The 17,695-nt window shown below is 69.7% G+C and carries 18 protein-coding genes; 11 read left to right on the top strand and 7 right to left on the bottom strand.

Features of this window, described 5'->3' with window-relative positions; all coding sequences use genetic code 11:
* Positions 1-80 precede the first annotated feature (80 nt).
* Positions 81-569 (top strand): hypothetical protein, encoded by a 489-nt coding sequence (locus ACLLJJ_RS24165; protein ID WP_434595227.1) that lies wholly within the window; start codon positions 81-83, stop codon positions 567-569.
* Between the two features lie 68 nt (positions 570-637).
* Here ACLLJJ_RS24165 and ACLLJJ_RS24160 read toward each other — a convergent pair whose 3' ends face one another.
* The 4 genes from ACLLJJ_RS24160 to ACLLJJ_RS24145 form a co-directional block, all read right to left on the bottom strand.
* Entirely contained in the window at positions 638-1,762 is a 1,125-nt protein-coding gene (locus tag ACLLJJ_RS24160) for a GuaB3 family IMP dehydrogenase-related protein (RefSeq protein ID WP_434595223.1), read from the bottom strand.
* Between the two features lie 102 nt (positions 1,763-1,864).
* Positions 1,865-3,370 carry an IMP dehydrogenase gene (gene guaB / locus ACLLJJ_RS24155; protein WP_434595220.1) on the bottom strand — a complete coding sequence of 502 codons (1,506 nt, stop codon included), beginning with the start codon at positions 3,368-3,370 and terminating at the stop codon, positions 1,865-1,867.
* Positions 3,371-3,532: 162 nt separating this feature from the next.
* The gene (locus ACLLJJ_RS24150; protein WP_434595218.1) at positions 3,533-4,108 is read right to left on the bottom strand and encodes a sigma-70 family RNA polymerase sigma factor; all 576 of its coding nucleotides are present in this window, start codon (positions 4,106-4,108) and stop codon (positions 3,533-3,535) included.
* 252 nt (positions 4,109-4,360) lie between these two features.
* Complete coding sequence (locus tag ACLLJJ_RS24145) at positions 4,361-4,972, bottom strand: response regulator transcription factor (RefSeq protein WP_003948568.1); 612 nt, start codon at positions 4,970-4,972, stop codon at positions 4,361-4,363.
* Between the two features lie 442 nt (positions 4,973-5,414).
* On the opposite strand from ACLLJJ_RS24145, the gene ACLLJJ_RS24140 reads away from it, so the two are divergent.
* A complete protein-coding gene (locus ACLLJJ_RS24140; RefSeq protein ID WP_434595198.1) occupies positions 5,415-5,801 on the top strand; it encodes a WhiB family transcriptional regulator in 387 nt (128 codons plus the stop codon).
* A gap of 98 nt (positions 5,802-5,899) precedes the next feature.
* Here ACLLJJ_RS24140 and ACLLJJ_RS24135 read toward each other — a convergent pair whose 3' ends face one another.
* Positions 5,900-6,796, bottom strand: a complete 897-nt coding sequence (locus ACLLJJ_RS24135; protein WP_434595196.1) for a LysR family transcriptional regulator — start codon at positions 6,794-6,796, stop codon at positions 5,900-5,902.
* A gap of 160 nt (positions 6,797-6,956) precedes the next feature.
* Between ACLLJJ_RS24135 and ACLLJJ_RS24130 the strand changes: the two genes are divergently transcribed.
* The 8 genes from ACLLJJ_RS24130 (at position 6,957) to ACLLJJ_RS24095 (ending at position 14,842) form a co-directional block, all read left to right on the top strand.
* Positions 6,957-7,625: an MOSC domain-containing protein gene (locus tag ACLLJJ_RS24130; protein ID WP_434595193.1), complete on the top strand. Its 669-nt coding sequence runs from the start codon at positions 6,957-6,959 to the stop codon at positions 7,623-7,625.
* Between the two features lie 112 nt (positions 7,626-7,737).
* Complete coding sequence (locus tag ACLLJJ_RS24125; protein ID WP_434595190.1) at positions 7,738-8,511, top strand: SDR family NAD(P)-dependent oxidoreductase; 774 nt, start codon at positions 7,738-7,740, stop codon at positions 8,509-8,511.
* Positions 8,512-8,640: 129 nt separating this feature from the next.
* A complete protein-coding gene (locus tag ACLLJJ_RS24120; RefSeq protein ID WP_434595187.1) occupies positions 8,641-9,747 on the top strand; it encodes a LacI family DNA-binding transcriptional regulator in 1,107 nt (368 codons plus the stop codon).
* A 165-nt stretch (positions 9,748-9,912) separates the two neighbouring features.
* Entirely contained in the window at positions 9,913-11,238 is a 1,326-nt protein-coding gene (locus ACLLJJ_RS24115) for an ABC transporter substrate-binding protein (RefSeq protein WP_434595184.1), read from the top strand.
* Positions 11,239-11,245: 7 nt separating this feature from the next.
* On the top strand, positions 11,246-12,142 hold the full coding sequence (locus ACLLJJ_RS24110; protein WP_434595181.1) for a carbohydrate ABC transporter permease: 897 nt from the start codon (positions 11,246-11,248) through the stop codon (positions 12,140-12,142).
* On the top strand, positions 12,139-12,987 hold the full coding sequence (locus ACLLJJ_RS24105; protein WP_434595178.1) for a carbohydrate ABC transporter permease: 849 nt from the start codon (positions 12,139-12,141) through the stop codon (positions 12,985-12,987). Before ACLLJJ_RS24110 ends, ACLLJJ_RS24105 begins: the two co-directional genes overlap by 4 nt.
* A gap of 24 nt (positions 12,988-13,011) precedes the next feature.
* Complete coding sequence (locus ACLLJJ_RS24100) at positions 13,012-14,085, top strand: hydroxyacid dehydrogenase (RefSeq protein ID WP_434595175.1); 1,074 nt, start codon at positions 13,012-13,014, stop codon at positions 14,083-14,085.
* Positions 14,086-14,146: 61 nt separating this feature from the next.
* Complete coding sequence (locus ACLLJJ_RS24095) at positions 14,147-14,842, top strand: ester cyclase (RefSeq protein WP_434595172.1); 696 nt, start codon at positions 14,147-14,149, stop codon at positions 14,840-14,842.
* A gap of 135 nt (positions 14,843-14,977) precedes the next feature.
* Here ACLLJJ_RS24095 and groL read toward each other — a convergent pair whose 3' ends face one another.
* Together groL and groES are read right to left on the bottom strand one after the other, a co-directional pair.
* Entirely contained in the window at positions 14,978-16,603 is a 1,626-nt protein-coding gene (groL, locus tag ACLLJJ_RS24090; RefSeq protein WP_434595169.1) for a chaperonin GroEL, read from the bottom strand.
* 104 nt (positions 16,604-16,707) lie between these two features.
* Positions 16,708-17,016, bottom strand: a complete 309-nt coding sequence (gene groES / locus ACLLJJ_RS24085) for a co-chaperone GroES (protein ID WP_077796719.1) — start codon at positions 17,014-17,016, stop codon at positions 16,708-16,710.
* A 217-nt stretch (positions 17,017-17,233) separates the two neighbouring features.
* On the opposite strand from groES, the gene ACLLJJ_RS24080 reads away from it, so the two are divergent.
* Positions 17,234-17,455, top strand: coding sequence for a hypothetical protein (locus ACLLJJ_RS24080; protein WP_434595166.1), 222 nt, complete (start codon positions 17,234-17,236; stop codon positions 17,453-17,455).
* Positions 17,456-17,695: the final 240 nt, after the last annotated feature.

Genomic DNA, 17,695 nt, shown 5'->3' with positions numbered 1-17,695 from the left:
CCCTGTCGTACCGGGCTGCTAGCCTGCGGCGTCACTTCTCGCACATTCGTGCGCACAAGTCCCTCGGGGGGATTCTCACCATGACCCAGCCCGTCCAGCCGCCGCCTTCCGGCAACCCGTTCGCCGACGGCGTCGGGTACCCGAACGCCCCGGCCCCCGCCCCGGTCCGCGACAACGTCGGCCTCGGCGTCGCCGCGGCCTTCGGCGTCGCCCTCGTCACCGCCGGGATCTACGGTGCGATCGTCGGCGCCACCGAGTACCAGATCGGCTTCGCGGCCGTAGGCGTCGGCTACCTGATAGGCCTCGTCGCGGGCAAGATCGGCGGCCGGAACCCCGCGCTGCCGGTGGTGGCCGCGATCCTGTCGCTGGGAGCGGTCTATCTCGGCCAGCTGCTCGGCCTCGCGATCGTCGGCGCCGACCTGCTCAAAACCACGGTGAGCGAGCTCTTCTTCCAGAACTTCGACCTCCTGATGGAGGGCTGGAAGGAAGAGGCGGGCCCGATGACCTTCCTGTTCCTGGCCATCGGCGCCTTCGCGGCCTTCTCCGCGGCCAAGAAGTCCGCCGCCTAGGCCCGCGCGTGCGCGAGGGGCCCGGACCACTGTGGTCCGGGCCCCTCGCATATGTCCTGTGCCCGCTGTCAGCGCTTGTGCTCCGACGGCGAGACCGTCACCTCGACGCGCTGGAACTCCTTGAGCTCGCTGTAGCCCGTGGTCGCCATCGAGCGGCGCAGCGCGCCGAAGATGTTCATCGAACCGTCCGGGGTGTGCGACGGGCCGAGAAGGATCTCCTCGGTCGTGCCGACCGCACCCAGATCCATGCGCTTTCCGCGCGGCACGTCCTCGTGGACGGCCTCCATGCCCCAGTGGTGACCGCGGCCGGGCGCGTCCGTCGCGCGGGCCAGCGGGGACCCCATCATCACGGCGTCCGCACCGCAGGCGACGGCCTTGGGGATGTCGCCGGACCAGCCGACACCGCCGTCGGCGATGACGTGCACGTACCGGCCGCCGGACTCGTCCATGTAGTCGCGGCGGGCCGCGGCCACATCGGCGACCGCGGTCGCCATCGGCACCTGGATGCCGAGCACGTTGCGCGTGGTGTGCGCGGCGCCGCCGCCGAAGCCGACGAGCACGCCCGCCGCGCCGGTACGCATCAGGTGCAGCGCCGCGGTGTACGTCGCACAGCCGCCCACGATGACCGGCACATCGAGCTCGTAGATGAACTGCTTGAGGTTGAGCGGCTCGGCGGCGCCCGACACGTGCTCGGCGGAGACCGTGGTCCCGCGGATCACGAAGATGTCGACACCCGCGTCGACGACGGCCTTGGAGAACTCGGCCGTGCGCTGCGGCGAGAGCGCGGCGGCGGTGACCACACCGGAGTCGCGCACCTCCTTGATGCGCTGCCCGATCAGGTCCGCCTTGATCGGGGCGGCGTAGATCTCCTGGAGGCGGCGGGTCGCGGTCTCCCCGTCCAGCTCGGCGATCTCCTGGAGCAGCGGCTCCGGGTCCTCGTAACGGGTCCACAGACCTTCGAGGTTCAGCACACCGAGGCCGCCGAGCTCGCCGATGCGGATCGCGGTCTGCGGAGAGACCACCGAGTCCATCGGAGCGGCCAGGAACGGCAGCTCGAAGCGGTAGGCATCGATCTGCCAGGCGATCGAGACCTCCTTCGGGTCCCGTGTGCGCCGGCTCGGCACAATGGCGATGTCGTCGAACGCGTACGCCCTGCGGCCGCGCTTGCCGCGCCCGATCTCGATCTCAGTCACGTGTGGTGGCCTTTCCCTCTTGGTCTGCGCGTCCAGTATCCCCGACACGCGGCTGAGGGGCGGGCCCGGTTCACCCGGGCCCGCCCCTCAGCCGGGACTACGTTACTTCCTGCTGTAGTTCGGTGCCTCGACCGTCATCTGGATGTCGTGCGGGTGGCTCTCCTTGAGGCCCGCCGAGGTGATCCGGACGAACCGGCCGTTCTCCTGGAGCTCCGGGATCGTCCGGCCGCCGACGTAGAACATCGACTGGCGCAGCCCGCCCGCGAGCTGGTGCACGACGGCGGACAGCGGGCCGCGGTACGGCACCTGGCCCTCGATGCCCTCCGGCACCAGCTTGTCGTCGGCGCCCACGCCGTCCTGGAAGTACCGGTCCTTGGAGTACGAGACGGTCTGGCCGCGGGACTGCATCGCGCCCAGCGAGCCCATGCCGCGGTACGACTTGAACTGCTTGCCGTTGATGAAGAGCAGCTCGCCCGGCGACTCCTCGCAGCCCGCGAGCAGCGAGCCGAGCATCACCGTGTCCGCGCCGGCCACGAGGGCCTTCGCGATGTCGCCGCTGTACTGGAGGCCGCCGTCACCGATGACCGGCACCCCGGCCGCCTTCGCGGCGAGCGAGGCCTCGTAGATCGCGGTGACCTGCGGTACGCCGATTCCGGCGACCACGCGCGTCGTGCAGATGGAACCGGGGCCGACACCGACCTTGATGCCGTCGACACCGGCGTCGACGAGCGCCTGGGCGCCGTCGCGGGTCGCCACGTTGCCACCGATGACGTCGACACCGGACGCGTTCGACTTGATCTTGGCGACCATGTCGCCGACCAGCCGGGAGTGCCCGTGCGCGGTGTCGACGACGACGAAGTCCACGCCGGCCTCGATGAGTGCCTGGGCGCGGTCGTACGCGTCACCCGCGACTCCGACGGCCGCGCCGACGAGCAGGCGGCCACCCTTGTCCTTGGCGGCGTTCGGGTACTGCTCGGCCTTGACGAAGTCCTTGACCGTGATGAGGCCCTTGAGGATGCCCGCGTCGTCGACCAGCGGAAGCTTCTCGATCTTGTGACGGCGCAGCAGCTGGACGGCGTCCACGCTGGAGATGCCGACCTTGCCCGTGACCAGCGGCATCGGCGTCATGATCTCGCGGACCTGGCGCCTGCGGTCCGTCTCGAAGGCCATGTCGCGGTTGGTGACGATGCCGAGCAGCTTGCCCGCCGCGTCCGTCACCGGCACACCGCTGATGCGGAACTTCGCGCACAGCTGGTCGGCGTCGGCGAGGGTGGCGTCGGGGCGCACGGTGATCGGGTCGGTGACCATGCCCGACTCGGAGCGCTTGACCAGGTCGACCTGGTTGGCCTGGTCGGCGATCGACAGATTGCGGTGGAGTACACCGACACCGCCCTGGCGGGCCATCGCGATGGCCATCCGGGCCTCGGTGACCTTGTCCATCGCGGCCGACAGCAGCGGGACGTTCACCCGTACGTTCTTGGAGATGTAGGAGCCGGTGTCGATCTGGTCGGGGGCCATGTCCGACGCGCCAGGCAGCAGCAGCACGTCGTCGTAAGTCAGCCCGAGCATCGCGAATTTAGCGGGCACTCCATCGACGTTGGCAGTCATGACACCTTCCCAAATGGTCTTGCTCGGCGCGGATGTCCATGCTAACGGGACTCCAAGGTGTCTCATTCCACGATCAAGATCACCAGACGGGCCTGTACGTTCGCACAGCCGTACCGCCGACCCACCGGCCGGCCACCCGCACGCGCCATGTCCGCCGAACGCCTACTGGCCGGCGAGCGCCCGCAACCGGCTGAGCGCCCGGTGCTGCGCCACCCGGACGGCGCCGGGCGACATGCCCAGCATCTGCCCGGTCTCCTCGGCGGTCAGCCCGACCGCCACCCGCAGCACCAACAGCTCGCGCTGGGCCTGCGGAAGATTTGCCAGAAGTTTCTTGGCCCACTCGGCGTCACTGCTCAGCAGCGCCCGCTCCTCGGGCCCCAGCGAGTCGTCCGGCCGCTCGGGCATCTCGTCGGAGGGCACCGCCGTCGAGCCGGGGTGGCGCATGGCCGCCCGCTGGAGATCGGCGACCTTGTGCGCGGCGATGGCGCAGACGAAGGCCTCGAAGGGCCTGCCGGTGTCCTTGTAGCGCGGCAGCGCCATCAGGACCGCGACACAGACTTCCTGCGCCAGGTCCTCCACGAAGTGACGGGCATCACCGGGCAGCCGGCTCAGCCGGGTGCGGCAGTAGCGCAGGGCCAGCGGGTGAACCCGGGCCAGGAGATCGTGGGTGGCCTGCTCGTCCCCCTCGACCGCGCTGCGGACGAGGGCGCCGATCACCGTCGTCTCGTCGTCGCGCATCGGTCCATGGTGCCTTGGCGCCGGGCCATCCGCGCCGCTACGCCCGTAGTTGTGCACTGAAGCGTTATGAGCAGGTACGCCGGAAGTCATCTCCTGCGCCCTCCCCTCCCGCTCGACCGAATCGTCCCCGAGGAACTCCACCCCTCAAGGATGCGGCATCGGCGACGGAACGCGTCGCGGACGTCCGCATCCCCGTCCGCCCGGTGGCGGACGGGGAACGCCGAACCTGCGCAGCGGCGCACGGGACATCCCTCAGCGGACCAGGCCCCAGCGGAATCCGAGCGCCACGGCGTGCGCGCGGTCCGAGGCGCCGAGCTTCTTGAAAAGCCGCCTGGCATGCGTCTTGACCGTGTCCTCGGAGAGGAACAGCTCACGGCCGATCTCCGCGTTGGAGCGGCCGTGGCTCATGCCTTCGAGCACCTGGATCTCACGCGCCGTGAGCGTCGGCGCCGCACCCATCTCGGCAGACCTGAGCCGGCGTGGGGCGAGCCGCCAGGTCGGGTCGGCCAGTGCCTGGGTGACGGTCGCACGCAGCTCGGCGCGTGAGGCGTCCTTGTGCAGATAGCCCCGAGCACCCGCGGCGACCGCGAGCGCGACCCCGTCGAGGTCCTCGGCGACCGTGAGCATGATGATCCGGGCGCCCGGGTCTGCGGAGAGCAGCCGGCGCACGGTCTCGACGCCGCCCAGACCGGGCATGCGTACGTCCATCAGAATCAGGTCCGAGCGGTCGGCGCCCCACCGGCGGAGGACTTCCTCACCGTTGGCCGCTGTCGTCACGCGCTCGACACCGGGCACGGTCGCAACCGCGCGGCGGAGCGCCTCTCGGGCAAGCGGGGAGTCGTCGCAGACGAGGACGGATGTCATGACCGTCCTCCGCAGCTGATGCGCGTCACCTTGGGCCTCCAGGCTGGTACATATTTCGTCACCTGTGCGGTTGACACTCTCGGACAACTGCCCGATCGCTTGTTCTTTCAACCGCCTCGCACATTCAACGACGGTCACCCGAAAGAGTTACGGGTTGGACGAGCGCCTTCAGCACTCTACGTAAGGGCCCCGTCGCACAGAAGCGTGCTGACATCTGCCGCGCCGCCAAAGTAAACCTATGCCCCATTTAGCGGCTTTTCTTCCGTTTTAGTGGTGTCTATGACTAGATTCGGCATGAGTCATATTTACATCTACTTACACAAGCGGATGCGACTCAGTACGGATGTCTCACCAAGGACGCCTCAGTACGGACGCCACAGCACGGACGCCGCAGCACGGATGAAAGCTCAGTCCAGCGCGACCAGACGCAAGGGGACAAGCAATGGCAGATTTCTCCCGCCTTCCCGGACCCAACGCCGATCTGTGGGACTGGCAGCTGCTCGCGGCCTGCCGCGGGGTGGACAGCTCGCTCTTCTTCCACCCCGAGGGGGAGCGGGGCGCGGCCAGGAGCGCGCGCGAGACCTCGGCGAAGGAGGTCTGCATGAGATGCCCGGTACGCGCGGAGTGCGCGGCGCACGCTCTCGCGGTGCGTGAGCCCTACGGCGTGTGGGGCGGACTGACCGAGGACGAGCGCGAAGAGCTCATGGGGCGCGCGCGCAACCGCCTGATCTCGGCGTCACCGACCACCACCACGGCGAATGGGAGCGCGGGTGCGGGGGCCGGTACGACAGCGGCTGCGACCGCGACCGCGGCCAGGTCGCTGAAGTAACGTTTCTGCGCCCCGCGCCCCGCGCCCCGCGCCCCGCGCCCCGCGCCCCGCGCCCCGCGCCCCGCGCCCCGCGCCACCGCAGTGACGCCCGGCGCCGCTCAGCGGGCGGCGGCCAGCGCCAGCTGGTCGAGCGTGGCCGCGACGGCCGGGACCTGAGCCAGGTCCGGGAGGGTGAGCGCCACGATCTCGCGCTGCACGGCCGGCTCCACCGTCACTGTGCGTGCACCCTTGGGGCGTACGGACTCCATGGCCAGCTCGGGCAGGACCGCGACCCCCAGCCCGGCCGCGACCAGTCCGATCACCGCCGGATAGTCGTCGGTGGCGAAATCGATCCGCGGGACGAAGCCCGCGCTCTCGCACACCTCCACCAGCTGCCTGCGACAGCGCGGGCAGCCGGCGATCCACGCTTCCTCGGCCAGTTCGCCGATGCCGACCTGACCGGCGTCGGCGAGCCGGTGCCCCTCGGGGACCAGGCCGACGAGCCGGTCGGTCAGCAGCGGGCGTACGACCAGGTCGTCCCAGTCCTCGGCGGCGCCGCCTGGGCCGTAGCGGAAGGCCAGCGCCACATCGCAGTCGCCTTCGCGCAGCATCTCCACCGAGCGCGGCGGCTCCGCGTCGACCAGGGAGACGCGGGTGCCGGGGTGGGCGGCGCGCAGGGCGGCCAGCGCGGTGGGGACCAGCGTGGAGCTGCCGCTGGGGAAGGAGACCAGGCGCACCCGGCCGGCCCGCAGGCCGGCGATGGCCGCGACCTCCTCCTCGGCGGCGGTCAGCCCGGCGAGGATGCCCGCCGCGTGCCGCACCAGGACCTCGCCCGCCTGGGTGAGGCGCATCTCGCGGCCGAGCCGGACGAGGAGCGTGGTGCCCGCGGAGCTTTCGAGTGCCTTCATCTGCTGACTGACGGCCGGCTGGGTGCAGCCCAGTTCGCGCGCGGCGGCGGAGAACGAACCGGTGGACGCGACGGCGCGCAGGACACGGAGATGACGGGCCTCGATCATGCTCCGAGCATAAGTGATGCTTGGGGGAGGCAGGATAAATTGAGTAGATACTTTGAATGCCGAGCCATTAGCGTTCGCCCATGAAGGTCGTGGTGGTTCCGGAAGTCCTGGAAGGTACGGGAGGCGCGGGAGTCGTGAAGGGCGCGAGAGGCATACAGGCATGAAGGTTCTGACGGTGAATGCGGGACCGGCGAGGGCTGTCGGGTACACCGACGCCCCGGGCGGCAGGTCCGGAATCGACAAGCGGCCGGTCGACGGGCCGGTACGGGTGTTCGTGCCCGGCGTCGCCGGTGCGGGGGGCAGCGGCGTCGAGGGTGACGCGGTGTGCGACGCACGGTTCCACGGCGGCGCCGACCGGGCCGTGTACGCCTTTGCCCGTGAGGACCTCGACGATTGGGAGCGGGAGCTCCAACGACCGCTCTCCAACGGCTCGTTCGGCGAGAACCTCACCACCGCCGGTCTCGATCTGACCAACGCGCTCGTGGGCGAGCGCTGGCGCGTCGGCCCCGACGTGGTGCTCGAAGTCACCGGCGGGCGCATCCCCTGTCGTACGTTCGCGGGCTTTCTCGGCGAGAAGGGCTGGGTCAGGCGCTTCACGCGGGCCGGGGCCACCGGCGCGCTGCTGCGCGTCATCGAGCCCGGCGCGCTCCGCGCGGGCGACCCTGTCGAGATCGTGCACAGGCCGGACCACGACATCACCAACGCGCTGCTGTTCAGGGCCGTGACGACCGACCGCAAGCTGCTGCCGCGCACCCTGGTGGCGGCCGAGTGGATGGAGTCCGGACTGCTGGGAGTGGCCCGGGACCACACCGCCAAGTACGGCGGCTGAACCGGGGCCGCGGGCCTGCCCGTTCCTGGCCGCGGAGAAGCGACGGCGAAGCGGCGCCGGCCGGGCCGGGCGGGCGACCGGGACGCTCACCCGGGGCACTAACGTGCCCCTTATGACGACTGCATTGATTACCGGAGCCACAGCGGGCATCGGCGCCGCCTTCGCGCGGCGCCTCGCCACCGACGGGCACAACCTGGTGCTGGTGGCCCGTGATGCCAAGCGGCTCCACGAGCAGGCGACCGAGTTGCACGACCGGCACGGCATCGAGGCCGAGGTGCTGACCGCCGACCTGTCCACGGACGATGGGATCGCGGCGGTCGAGGCGCGCCTGTCGGACCGTAAGCAGCCGGTGGATCTGCTGGTCAACAACGCCGGCTTCGGCAACAAGGGACGCTTCCTCGAAGTGCCCATGGCCGACGAACTGACCATGCTGAAGGTGCACTGCGAGGCGGTGCTGCGGCTGACGGCGGCGGCCTGCGGCGGAATGAAGGAGCGGGGCCGGGGCGGAGTCGTCAACGTCGCGTCGGTCGCGGCCTTCGTACCGCGCGGGACGTACGGCGCGTCGAAGTCGTGGGTCGTGCAGTTCACCCAGGGCGTGGCCCGGGACCTGTCCGGTTCCGGCGTGCGGCTGATGGCACTGTGCCCCGGCTTCGTACGGACGGAGTTCCACGAGCGGGCCGGGATGGGGACGGACAACATCCCGGACTGGATGTGGCTCGACGCGGACAAGCTGGTGTCCTCGGCGATGGGCGACCTGGCGCGCGGAAAGTCCCTGTCGGTGCCGGACCCCCGGTACAAGGCGCTGATGGGCGCGGTGAAGCTGGCGCCGCGTGGCCTGCTCGGCGGGATCACCTCCAAGACCGGCCGCAAGTACGGGCCCCAGTAGCCCCTTCTCGCACACTCTGCCCGCTCGCGGGTGGCCGATGAGATCGAATGATCGAAACTGCCGCCGTTCGATCATGCTGCACTAGGCTCGCGCATGCCGAGCCATCACACCGCGAGGGGGACTTCCGCTGTGCGCGAGAGTGCTGCTGAACGTCACGACCGACTGCTGGGCCTGGTCCGCGCGCGTGGCACGGCCCGCGTCGCCGAGCTCGCGGTGCAGCTCGGCGTCTCCCCCGTCACCGTGCGGCGGGACGTCGAGGCGCTGGCCGAGCAGGGGCGGCTCGACCGGGTGCACGGCTCGGTGTCCTGGCCGCGGCAGACCGCCGGGCCGGTGGCGGGCGGCGGCGGCAGCCCCACGGGGCCGGTCATCGGGCTGCTGGCCCCCTCCGCGACGTACTACTTCGCCGAGGTGATCCGGGGGGCGCACGAGGCCGCGGCGCGCGCCGGGGCGCGGCTGATCCTGCGGATTTCCGACTACCGCCCCGAGGAGGACCGTTCCGGCGCCGAGGGGCTGTTGGCGGCAGGCGCGGAGGGGCTGCTGGTCGCGCCCGGCTGGCGGAGTCCCGACGACCCCGCCGAGCACGGCGACTGGATCACCGAACTGCCCGTGCCCGCCGTCCTGCTGGAGCGGCGGGCGACCGGCGGCTCGGCGCTGGACGCGCTCGACCGGGTCTGCTCCGACCATCGCCACGGGGTGCTGCTCGCCGTACGCCACCTGGTGGGGCTCGGCCACGGGGCGCCGCTGCTCGTGGCACGGGCCGACAGTCCGACCGCGCTCGCGGTGCGGTCGGGGTACGCCGAGGCGCTGAGCGCGCTGGGGCTGCGGGCGTCGCATCCGGTGATCGACTCGGTGCCGGCCGAGCTGCGTCCCGAGCGTTTCGAGGACGCGGTGCGGGCGCTGCACACGGCGGTGGTCTCCGGCGGGGTGACCGCGGCGCTGGTGCACAACGACATGGACGCGATCAAGATCGTGCAGCGCCTGTCGGGGCTGGGCGTACGGGTGCCCGACGACCTGGCCCTGATCGCGTACGACGACGAGGTGGCGGCGCTCGCGGACACGCCGCTGACCGCGGTGGCTCCGCCCAAGCGCGAAGTGGGCCGGCACGCCACCGACCTGCTTGTTCAGCGGCTGCGCGCGAAGCCGTCCGGGGACGGCGAGGAGGCGCCCAGGCAGCATCTGACCCTGCTGCCGAGGCTGCGCGTCCGCGCGTCCTGCGGGGCCCTTGAAGGAGGCTGAGGACGGCCGGAACGGCAGTGGTTTCTCACTCCGCCCTCCCGGGCTCCCACTCGAACTTCTTTTGATCTATTTTCGATCAATCAATCGTTCGCTCTTGACTTCGGTCAGGGCTGGCTCAAGGATCGCGGCCAACGTCAGAGTCGCCGCCTGTTCAGGAGCCGTGCCGTGAGCCGCAGTTGGAACAGAACGTCCCGCGCCATATTCGGCGCCGCCACCGCCCTCGCCGTCCTCACGGCCTGCGGCAGCGGCGGCGAGGAGAAGACCGCCGCCCCGGGAAGCGACGGCAAGCCCGTGTCGATCACCTTCTGGGGCTGGACGAAGGGTTCGAAGGAAGTCGTCGACGCCTTCAACGCCTCGCACGACAACATCCGGGTGAAGTTCGAGGAGATCCCCTCGGGCAACGCCGGTGGATACGCCAAGATCTCCAACGCCGTGAAGGCGGGCAATGCCCCCGACCTGGTCTCCATCGAGTACCCGATGCTCCCCGAGTTCGTCAGCCAGGGCTCGGTCCAGGACATCAGTGGCCAGCTCACCGACGACGTCAAGAAGAAGTTCCTCCCGCAGGCCGTCAAACTGACCACCCTCGGCGGCAAGAACTGGGCCGTCCCCTTCGACGCCGCACCCCAGGCCTTCTACTACCGCAAGGACCTGTTCAAGAAGTACGGCGTCGAGGTCCCCCGGACCTGGGACGACTTCCGCAAGGCCGCCGAGAAGGTCAAGAAGGCCGACGGGAAGGCCCGTATCGGCACCTTCTTCCCCGACGACCCGTCGACCTTCCAGGCGATGGCCTGGCAGGCCGGCGCCCAGTGGTTCAAGGCCGAGGGTGACACCTGGAAGGTCGACACCACCGACGCCGCCACCGACAAGGTCGCCGCGTACTGGCAGGGCCTCCTCGACGACGACCTGATCCGCAACAACGCCTCCTTCAGCCCCGAGTGGACCAACTCCCTCAAGAGCGGCGGCACCGTCGGCTACCTCGGCGCCTCCTGGGGCGCGGGCGTCCTGAAGGGCACCCTCCCCGAGCAGAGCGGCAAGTGGGCCGTCGCGCCGGTCCCGAGCTGGGACGGGAAGCCTGCCAGCGGCATGCTCGGCGGCTCCACCTTCGCCGTGACCAAGGACAGCAAGAAGGCCGCGGCCGCGGTCGGGTTCGCGCAGTGGATGACGACCACCGAGGACGGCATCAAGGCCCGGATCGCCTCCGGCACATCCAGTGCCTTCCCGGCCGCCGTCGAGCTGCGCCCCGCCGCCGAGCAGGCCTTCGACGCGAAGTTCTTCGGCGGCCAGGACATCTGGCGGCTCTTCGAGGACTCGGGCGCGTCGATCACCCCGAACTGGGCCTGGGGGCCGAGCACCGGCACCACCAACACCGTCATCAAGGACCAGTTCGGCAAGGTCGCCCACGGCGGCACCACCATCGCCGACGCGATCGAGGCCGGGCATGACGCGACCGTATCCGAGCTGAAGAAGCGCGGCCTGAAGGTAGAGGGCTGAGAACCAAGTGAAGGCCCGCACCCGCACCAACGCCGCGGCCACCGTCCTGCTGACCCCCTTCTTCGCCCTCTTCACCCTGGTGATGGTGGTGCCGATCGGATACGCACTCTGGCTGAGCCTGTTCACCGAAAAGCAGTCCGGACTGGGCTTCGGCGGCACCGAGACCGTCTTCAGCGGCCTCGACAACTACACGGCGGCGCTGGGTGATCCGGCCTTCCGCGAGGGCTTCGTCGTACTCCTCGGGTACTGCGTTCTCTACATCCCGCTGATGATCGGCGGAGCCCTCGCCCTCGCCCTGCTGCTCGACTCGACGCTCGCCCGCGCCCGCCGCTTCTTCCAGCTCGCGCTCTTCCTGCCGCACGCCGTGCCCGGCATCATCGCCGCGCTGATCTGGGTCTACCTCTACACACCCCAACTCAGCCCGGTCGTCGACGCGATGGAGGCCGGCGGCATCGGATTCGACTTCTTCTCCCCCGCCGGCGCCCTTCCCTCCGTGGTCAACATCGCGCTGTGGGAGTGGCTCGGCTACAACATGGTGATCTTCTACGCCGCCCTCCAGGCCGTCGACCGCTCCGTGCTCGAAGCGGCCACCGTCGACGGCGCCGGGGCCTGGCGCATCGCCATCGGCATCAAGCTCCCGCTGATCCGCGCCTCGGTCGTGATGGTCGCGCTGTTCACCGTCATCGGCTCGCTCCAGCTGTTCACCGAGCCGCTGATCATCAACAAGGGCACCGGGTCGTCCGTCACCTCCACCTGGACTCCGAACATGTACGCGTACACCGCGGCCTTCGACCGCAACGACTACGGACTCGCCGCCGCCGCCTCCGTGCTGCTCGCGCTCGTCGCCGCACTGCTGTCCTTCGCGGTCACCCGCTTCACCGGCCGGAAGGGCAAGAAGTCATGAGCTCTTCCAGCACCCGCTGGATGTCCAAGACCGCGGTCAACGGCACGCTCGTACTCGCCGTGCTGTACATGCTCTTCCCGCTCGTCTGGCTGGTCACCGCGGCCACCAAGGACACCGGCGGGCTGCTCGCCGGTGACGCCTTCTCCTTCGAGGGCTTCAACCTCGGCGAGAACCTCGCCGACCTGGCCTCGTACGGCGACGGCGTCTATCTCCGCTGGTACCTCAACAGCCTGCTGTACGCGGGCGGCGGCGCCGTGGTGAGCTCCCTGATCAGCGTCGCCGCGGGCTATGCCTTCGACAAGTACGACTTCAGGGGCAAGGAGAAGCTGTTCGGCGTGGTCCTGCTCGGTGTGCTGGTGCCGAGCACCGCGCTCGCGCTGCCGATGTATCTGCTCGCCAGTGAGATGGGCGTCGTCAACACCTACTGGGCCGTGCTCGTTCCCGTCCTGGTCCACCCCTTCGGGGTCTACCTCTCCCGGGTCTTCAGCTCGGGCTACATCCCCAATGAGGCGCTGGAGGCCGCCCGTATCGACGGGGCGGGGGAGCTGCGCACCTTCTGGTCCATCGGCATGCCCATGATCATGCCGGGCTTCGTGACCGTCTTCCTCTTCCAGTTCACCGCGATCTGGAACAATTTCTTCCTCCCCCTCGTGATGCTCTCGGACCAGAAGCTCTTCCCGCTGAGCCTCGGCCTGTACGCGTGGAACAGCAACTCCCACGCCGAGCCCGGCTTCTATCCGCTCGTCGTCACCGGCTCGCTCCTCGCCGTCATCCCCCTGATCGTCGCCTTCGTCTCCCTCCAGCGGCACTGGAAGGCCGGGCTCACCGCCGGAAGCGTCAAGTGACACCTGAGGAGCCCGAGTTCCACCATGCACCAGACCACTGACAATCGGACGGGCGGCGATCGGCCGGACGACGGCCGGCAGCCCGGCGACCGTCCCGCCCTGCTGCTCGCCATGGCCCCCGGCATCGCCGAGCGCCTGTTCGCCGACCACCACCGCACCCGCCTGGCGGCCCTGGCCCGCACCGATCCGCACCTGGTCGCGCACGACCTCACCGACCCAGCGCCGCGCATCGCGGACGCGCTCGCCGAGGCCGAAGTCCTCCTCACCTGCTGGGGCGCGACCCCCCTCACTCACGAGGTCCTCGACCGCGCCCCGAAGCTGCGCGCGGTCGTCCACGCCGCGGGCTCCGTCAAGCACCACATCACCGAAACCTGCTGGGAACGCGGACTCACCGTCGCGTCGGCCGCCGCCGCGAACGCCCTGCCCGTCGCCGAATACACGCTCGCCGCGATCCTCTTCGCCGGCAAACGCGTCCTGTCCTCCGCCTACCGCTACCGCGCCCTGCGCACCGAACACGACTGGCACCACGAACTCGGCGGCGCGGGCAACTACCGCCGCACGGTCGGCATCGTCGGCGCCTCCCGCATAGGCCGGCGCGTCATCGAGCTGCTGCGCCCCTTCGACCTGCGGGTCCTGCTGTACGACCCGTACGTCACCCCCGCCGAGGCCGCCACCCTGGGCGTCGAGCTCGGCACGCTCGACGACCTGTGCGCCCGCAGCTCCGTGGTCTCGGTGCACGCCCCGCAACTCCCGGCGACGCACCGCATGATCGGCGCCGGTCAGCTGGCCCTGATGCCGGCCGGGGCCACCCTGATCAACACCGCACGTGGCTCCCTGGTCGACGAGGACGCACTGCTCCCGGAGCTGACCTCCGGCCGCCTCAACGCCGTACTCGATGTGACGGACCCCGAACTCCCGTCCCCCGACTCACCGCTGTACGACCTGCCGAACGTCCTGCTGACCCCGCACGTCGCGGGCTCACTCGGGGTCGAGTTGCATCGCATGGCCGACCAGTCCCTGGACGAGCTGGAGCGTTACGCCGCGGGCCTGCCCTTCGCCGACCCCGTCCACCCGGGGGCCCTGACCCACTCGGCCTGACTCGGCACAAACCGCATTCCTCGCTAAAATGGAAATATCCCATCCCAGGTCGGGAGGCGGCATGAAATTCGTACAGATAATCGACTATAAGACCGAGCAGTCCGAAACCATGAACCAGCTCATGGACAGGTGGGTCGAGCAGTCCAAGGGCAAGCGGACCGCCACCCACGACATTGTCGGCAGGGACCGGTCCGAGGCGAACCACTACGTGGAAATCGTGGAATTCCCGTCGTACGAAGAGGCGATGAAGAACTCCCATCTGCCCGAGACCGAGCAGATCTTCCAGGAGATGGTCGCGCTCTGTGACGGCATGCCTTCCTTCACCGACCTCGATGTGGTCCGCGAGGAGCAGCTGAACGCCGCGACCGCCCGCCGCTTCTTCCACGAGGTGGCCGTCGGAGGCAACTTCGACGCCATCGACGAGCTGTTCGCGGCCGACTACCGGGACCACGACATCATGAAGGAAGAGGAAAGCACCGTCGGGTCCGACACCATCCGCAGCGACGTGACCGGCTGGCGCGACGCCTTCGACTTCACCTTCAGCCTCGACAGGCAGGTGTCCGAGGGCGACGACGTGGTGACGTTGTGGACGTGGAGCGGCACCCACAAGGGCGACTTCATGGGCATCGCGCCCACGGGCAGAGAGTGCACCATGACCGGCACCACGGTCTTCCGCTTCCACGACGGAATGATCCAGGAAGGCTGGTGGCACTTCGACGCCGTCGGCCTGATGCGACAGCTCGGTGCGCTCGCCTGAACGGTGCGCTCGGCTGAACAGCACGCTCGGCTGAACGAAACCGCGAGGCCGAAACGGCGAGGCCCCCGTTCCCACCGCTGATCAGCGGTGGGAACGGGGGCCTTCACACGTCGTGCGATGTCAGGTCGTGCGACCTCAGTGCGAGTGGCCGTGGCCGCCGTGACCGGAGTCGCCCTCGTCGTCGGCAGGCTTCTCGACGACCAGGGTCTCGGTCGTGAGCAGCAGCGACGCGATGGACGCGGCGTTCTCCAGCGCGGAGCGGGTGACCTTGACCGGGTCGATGACGCCGGCCTTCACCAGGTCGCCGTACTCGCCGGTCGCGGCGTTGAAGCCCTGGCCCTTGTCGAGCTCGGCGACCTTGGAGGTGATGACGTAACCCTCAAGACCGGCGTTCTCGGCGATCCAGCGCAGCGGCTCGACAGCGGCGCGGCGGACGACCGCGACACCGGTGGCCTCGTCGCCGGTCTTGCCGAGGTTGCCCTCAAGGACCTTGACGGCGTGCACCAGAGCGGAGCCACCACCGGAGACGATGCCCTCCTCGACCGCGGCGCGGGTCGCGGAGATGGCGTCCTCCAGACGGTGCTTCTTCTCCTTGAGCTCCACCTCGGTGGCTGCGCCGACCTGGATCACGCACACGCCGCCGGCCAGCTTCGCAAGGCGCTCCTGGAGCTTCTCGCGGTCCCAGTCGGAGTCCGTGGACTCGATCTCGGCCTTGATCTGGTTGATCCGGCCGCTGACTTCCTCGCTCTTGCCGCCACCGTCGACGATCGTGGTGTCGTCCTTGGTGACGGTCACGCGACGGGCGGAACCGAGCACCTCAAGGCCGGCCTGGTCGAGCTTGAGGCCGACCTCCTCAGCGATGACCGTGGCGCCGGTCAGCGTCGCGATGTCACCGAGCATGGCCTTGCGGCGGTCGCCGAAGCCGGGGGCCTTCACCGCGACCGCGTTGAAGGTGCCGCGGATCTTGTTGACGACGAGGGTGGAGAGCGCCTCGCCCTCGACATCCTCGGCGATGATCAGCAGCGGCTTGGAGCCACCCGCCTGGATGACCTTCTCCAGCAGCGGGAGCAGGTCCTGGATCGAGCCGATCTTGCCCTGGTGGATCAGGATGTACGGGTCGTCGAGGACGGCCTCCATACGCTCCTGGTCGGTCACCATGTACGGCGAGAGGTAGCCCTTGTCGAAGGCCATGCCCTCGGTGAAGTCGAGCTCCAGGCCGAAGGTGTTGGACTCCTCGACGGTGATGACACCGTCCTTGCCGACCTTGTCCATCGCCTCGGCGATGAGCTCGCCGACCTGCGGGTCCTGGGCGGAGAGCCCGGCCACGGCGGCGATGTCGGCCTTGTCCTCGATCGGACGGGCGGTCGCGAGGAGCTCCTCGGACACGGCCTTGACCGCGGCGTCGATGCCCTTCTTCAGGGCGGCCGGGGAGGCGCCTGCGGCAACGTTGCGCAGGCCCTCGCGGACCAGTGCCTGGGCCAGCACGGTGGCGGTGGTGGTGCCGTCACCAGCGATGTCGTTGGTCTTGGTCGCCACCTCCTTCACCAGCTGGGCGCCCAGGTTCTCGTACGGGTCGTCGAGCTCGACCTCGCGGGCGATCGTGACACCGTCGTTGGTGATGGTGGGGGCGCCGAACTTCTTGTCGATGACGACGTTGCGGCCCTTGGGGCCGATCGTCACCTTCACCGTGTCGGCAAGCTTGTTGACGCCGCGCTCAAGGGCACGACGGGCGTCCTCGTCGAACTTCAGGATCTTCGCCATGGGAGCTGTTCATTCCTCTCAAACGTCAAACGAACTGCGCCCCGGACCGCCCGGCAATTGCAGGGAGGCCAGGGGCGCAGATCAAAAAGCGATGCTTCGGTGAATTACTTCTCGATGATCGCGAGCACGTCGCGAGCGGAGAGGACGAGGTACTCCTCGCCGTTGTACTTCACCTCGGTGCCGCCGTACTTGCTGTACAGCACGACATCGCCGACGGTGACGTCGAGCGGGAGGCGGTTGCCGTCCTCGAAGCGGCCCGGGCCCACGGCCAGGACGACGCCCTCCTGGGGCTTCTCCTTGGCGGTGTCCGGGATGACCAGGCCGGAGGCCGTGGTCTGCTCGGCATCGAGCGGCTGGACCACAATGCGGTCCTCGAGCGGCTTGATGGCAACCTTGGAACTGGCTGTCGTCACGATCCGGTCTCCCCCTTCGGAGATCTCACGGGGTTAACAAATTTGGGTGGCGACCAGGTGGGCCCGTCGTCGCGGGAAGCCGGACCTGCCAGTCGCGCTGTTGGCACTCACCATCGGAGAGTGCCAGAAGCGAGACTATGACGCGGTTAGCACTCGGTCAAGCGGAGTGCCAATCGAGCGCCGCCGAGCGGGGCCCGACCCGGGCCGGATACGGGCTGTGGACAACGCCCCGGGCCGCGCGACCGCACTGCCGTTCGAAAGGTCCGACCCTCCCTCGATCTGCCTGATCGCGGTCGGCATCGGGCGCGAGGTCTACCGGGAGCGCCACCCCGAGCCCGAGCCCGAGCCCACGTCCACGTCCTCGTACGCCCCCGGAGAAACCGGCCACCAGTGCCGCAGTGGTGGCGACAACAGCGAGTGCCAGGACAGCGGCGGCTGAGCCCCCCGCCCCGGTCCCCGTCCCGACACCCGCGTCGGCGCCCTCTCCCGATCCGCAGCGGAGGGGTGTGCGCGCTCACCGGCCGGGGGCGCGGCGGCCGGAGCGGGCGCCCCCGCCGCACCCCTGTGCGCGTGCGCCTGGGCGGGGACGGCCGAGGGGGACGCGCCTGCCCGCATGGTCGCCTTCGGCGCCACGCTGCGTGCCGCCTTCCTCCCCAGCCGCTCCAGCGGGTCCACGGAC

It is taken from the genome of Streptomyces sp. A5-4 (genome assembly GCF_051131715.1).
In the GTDB taxonomy this organism is placed as follows: Bacteria; Actinomycetota; Actinomycetes; order Streptomycetales; family Streptomycetaceae; genus Streptomyces.
Note: the sequence above shows the minus strand (reverse complement) of the source record. Positions and strands in the feature narration are given on the sequence as shown.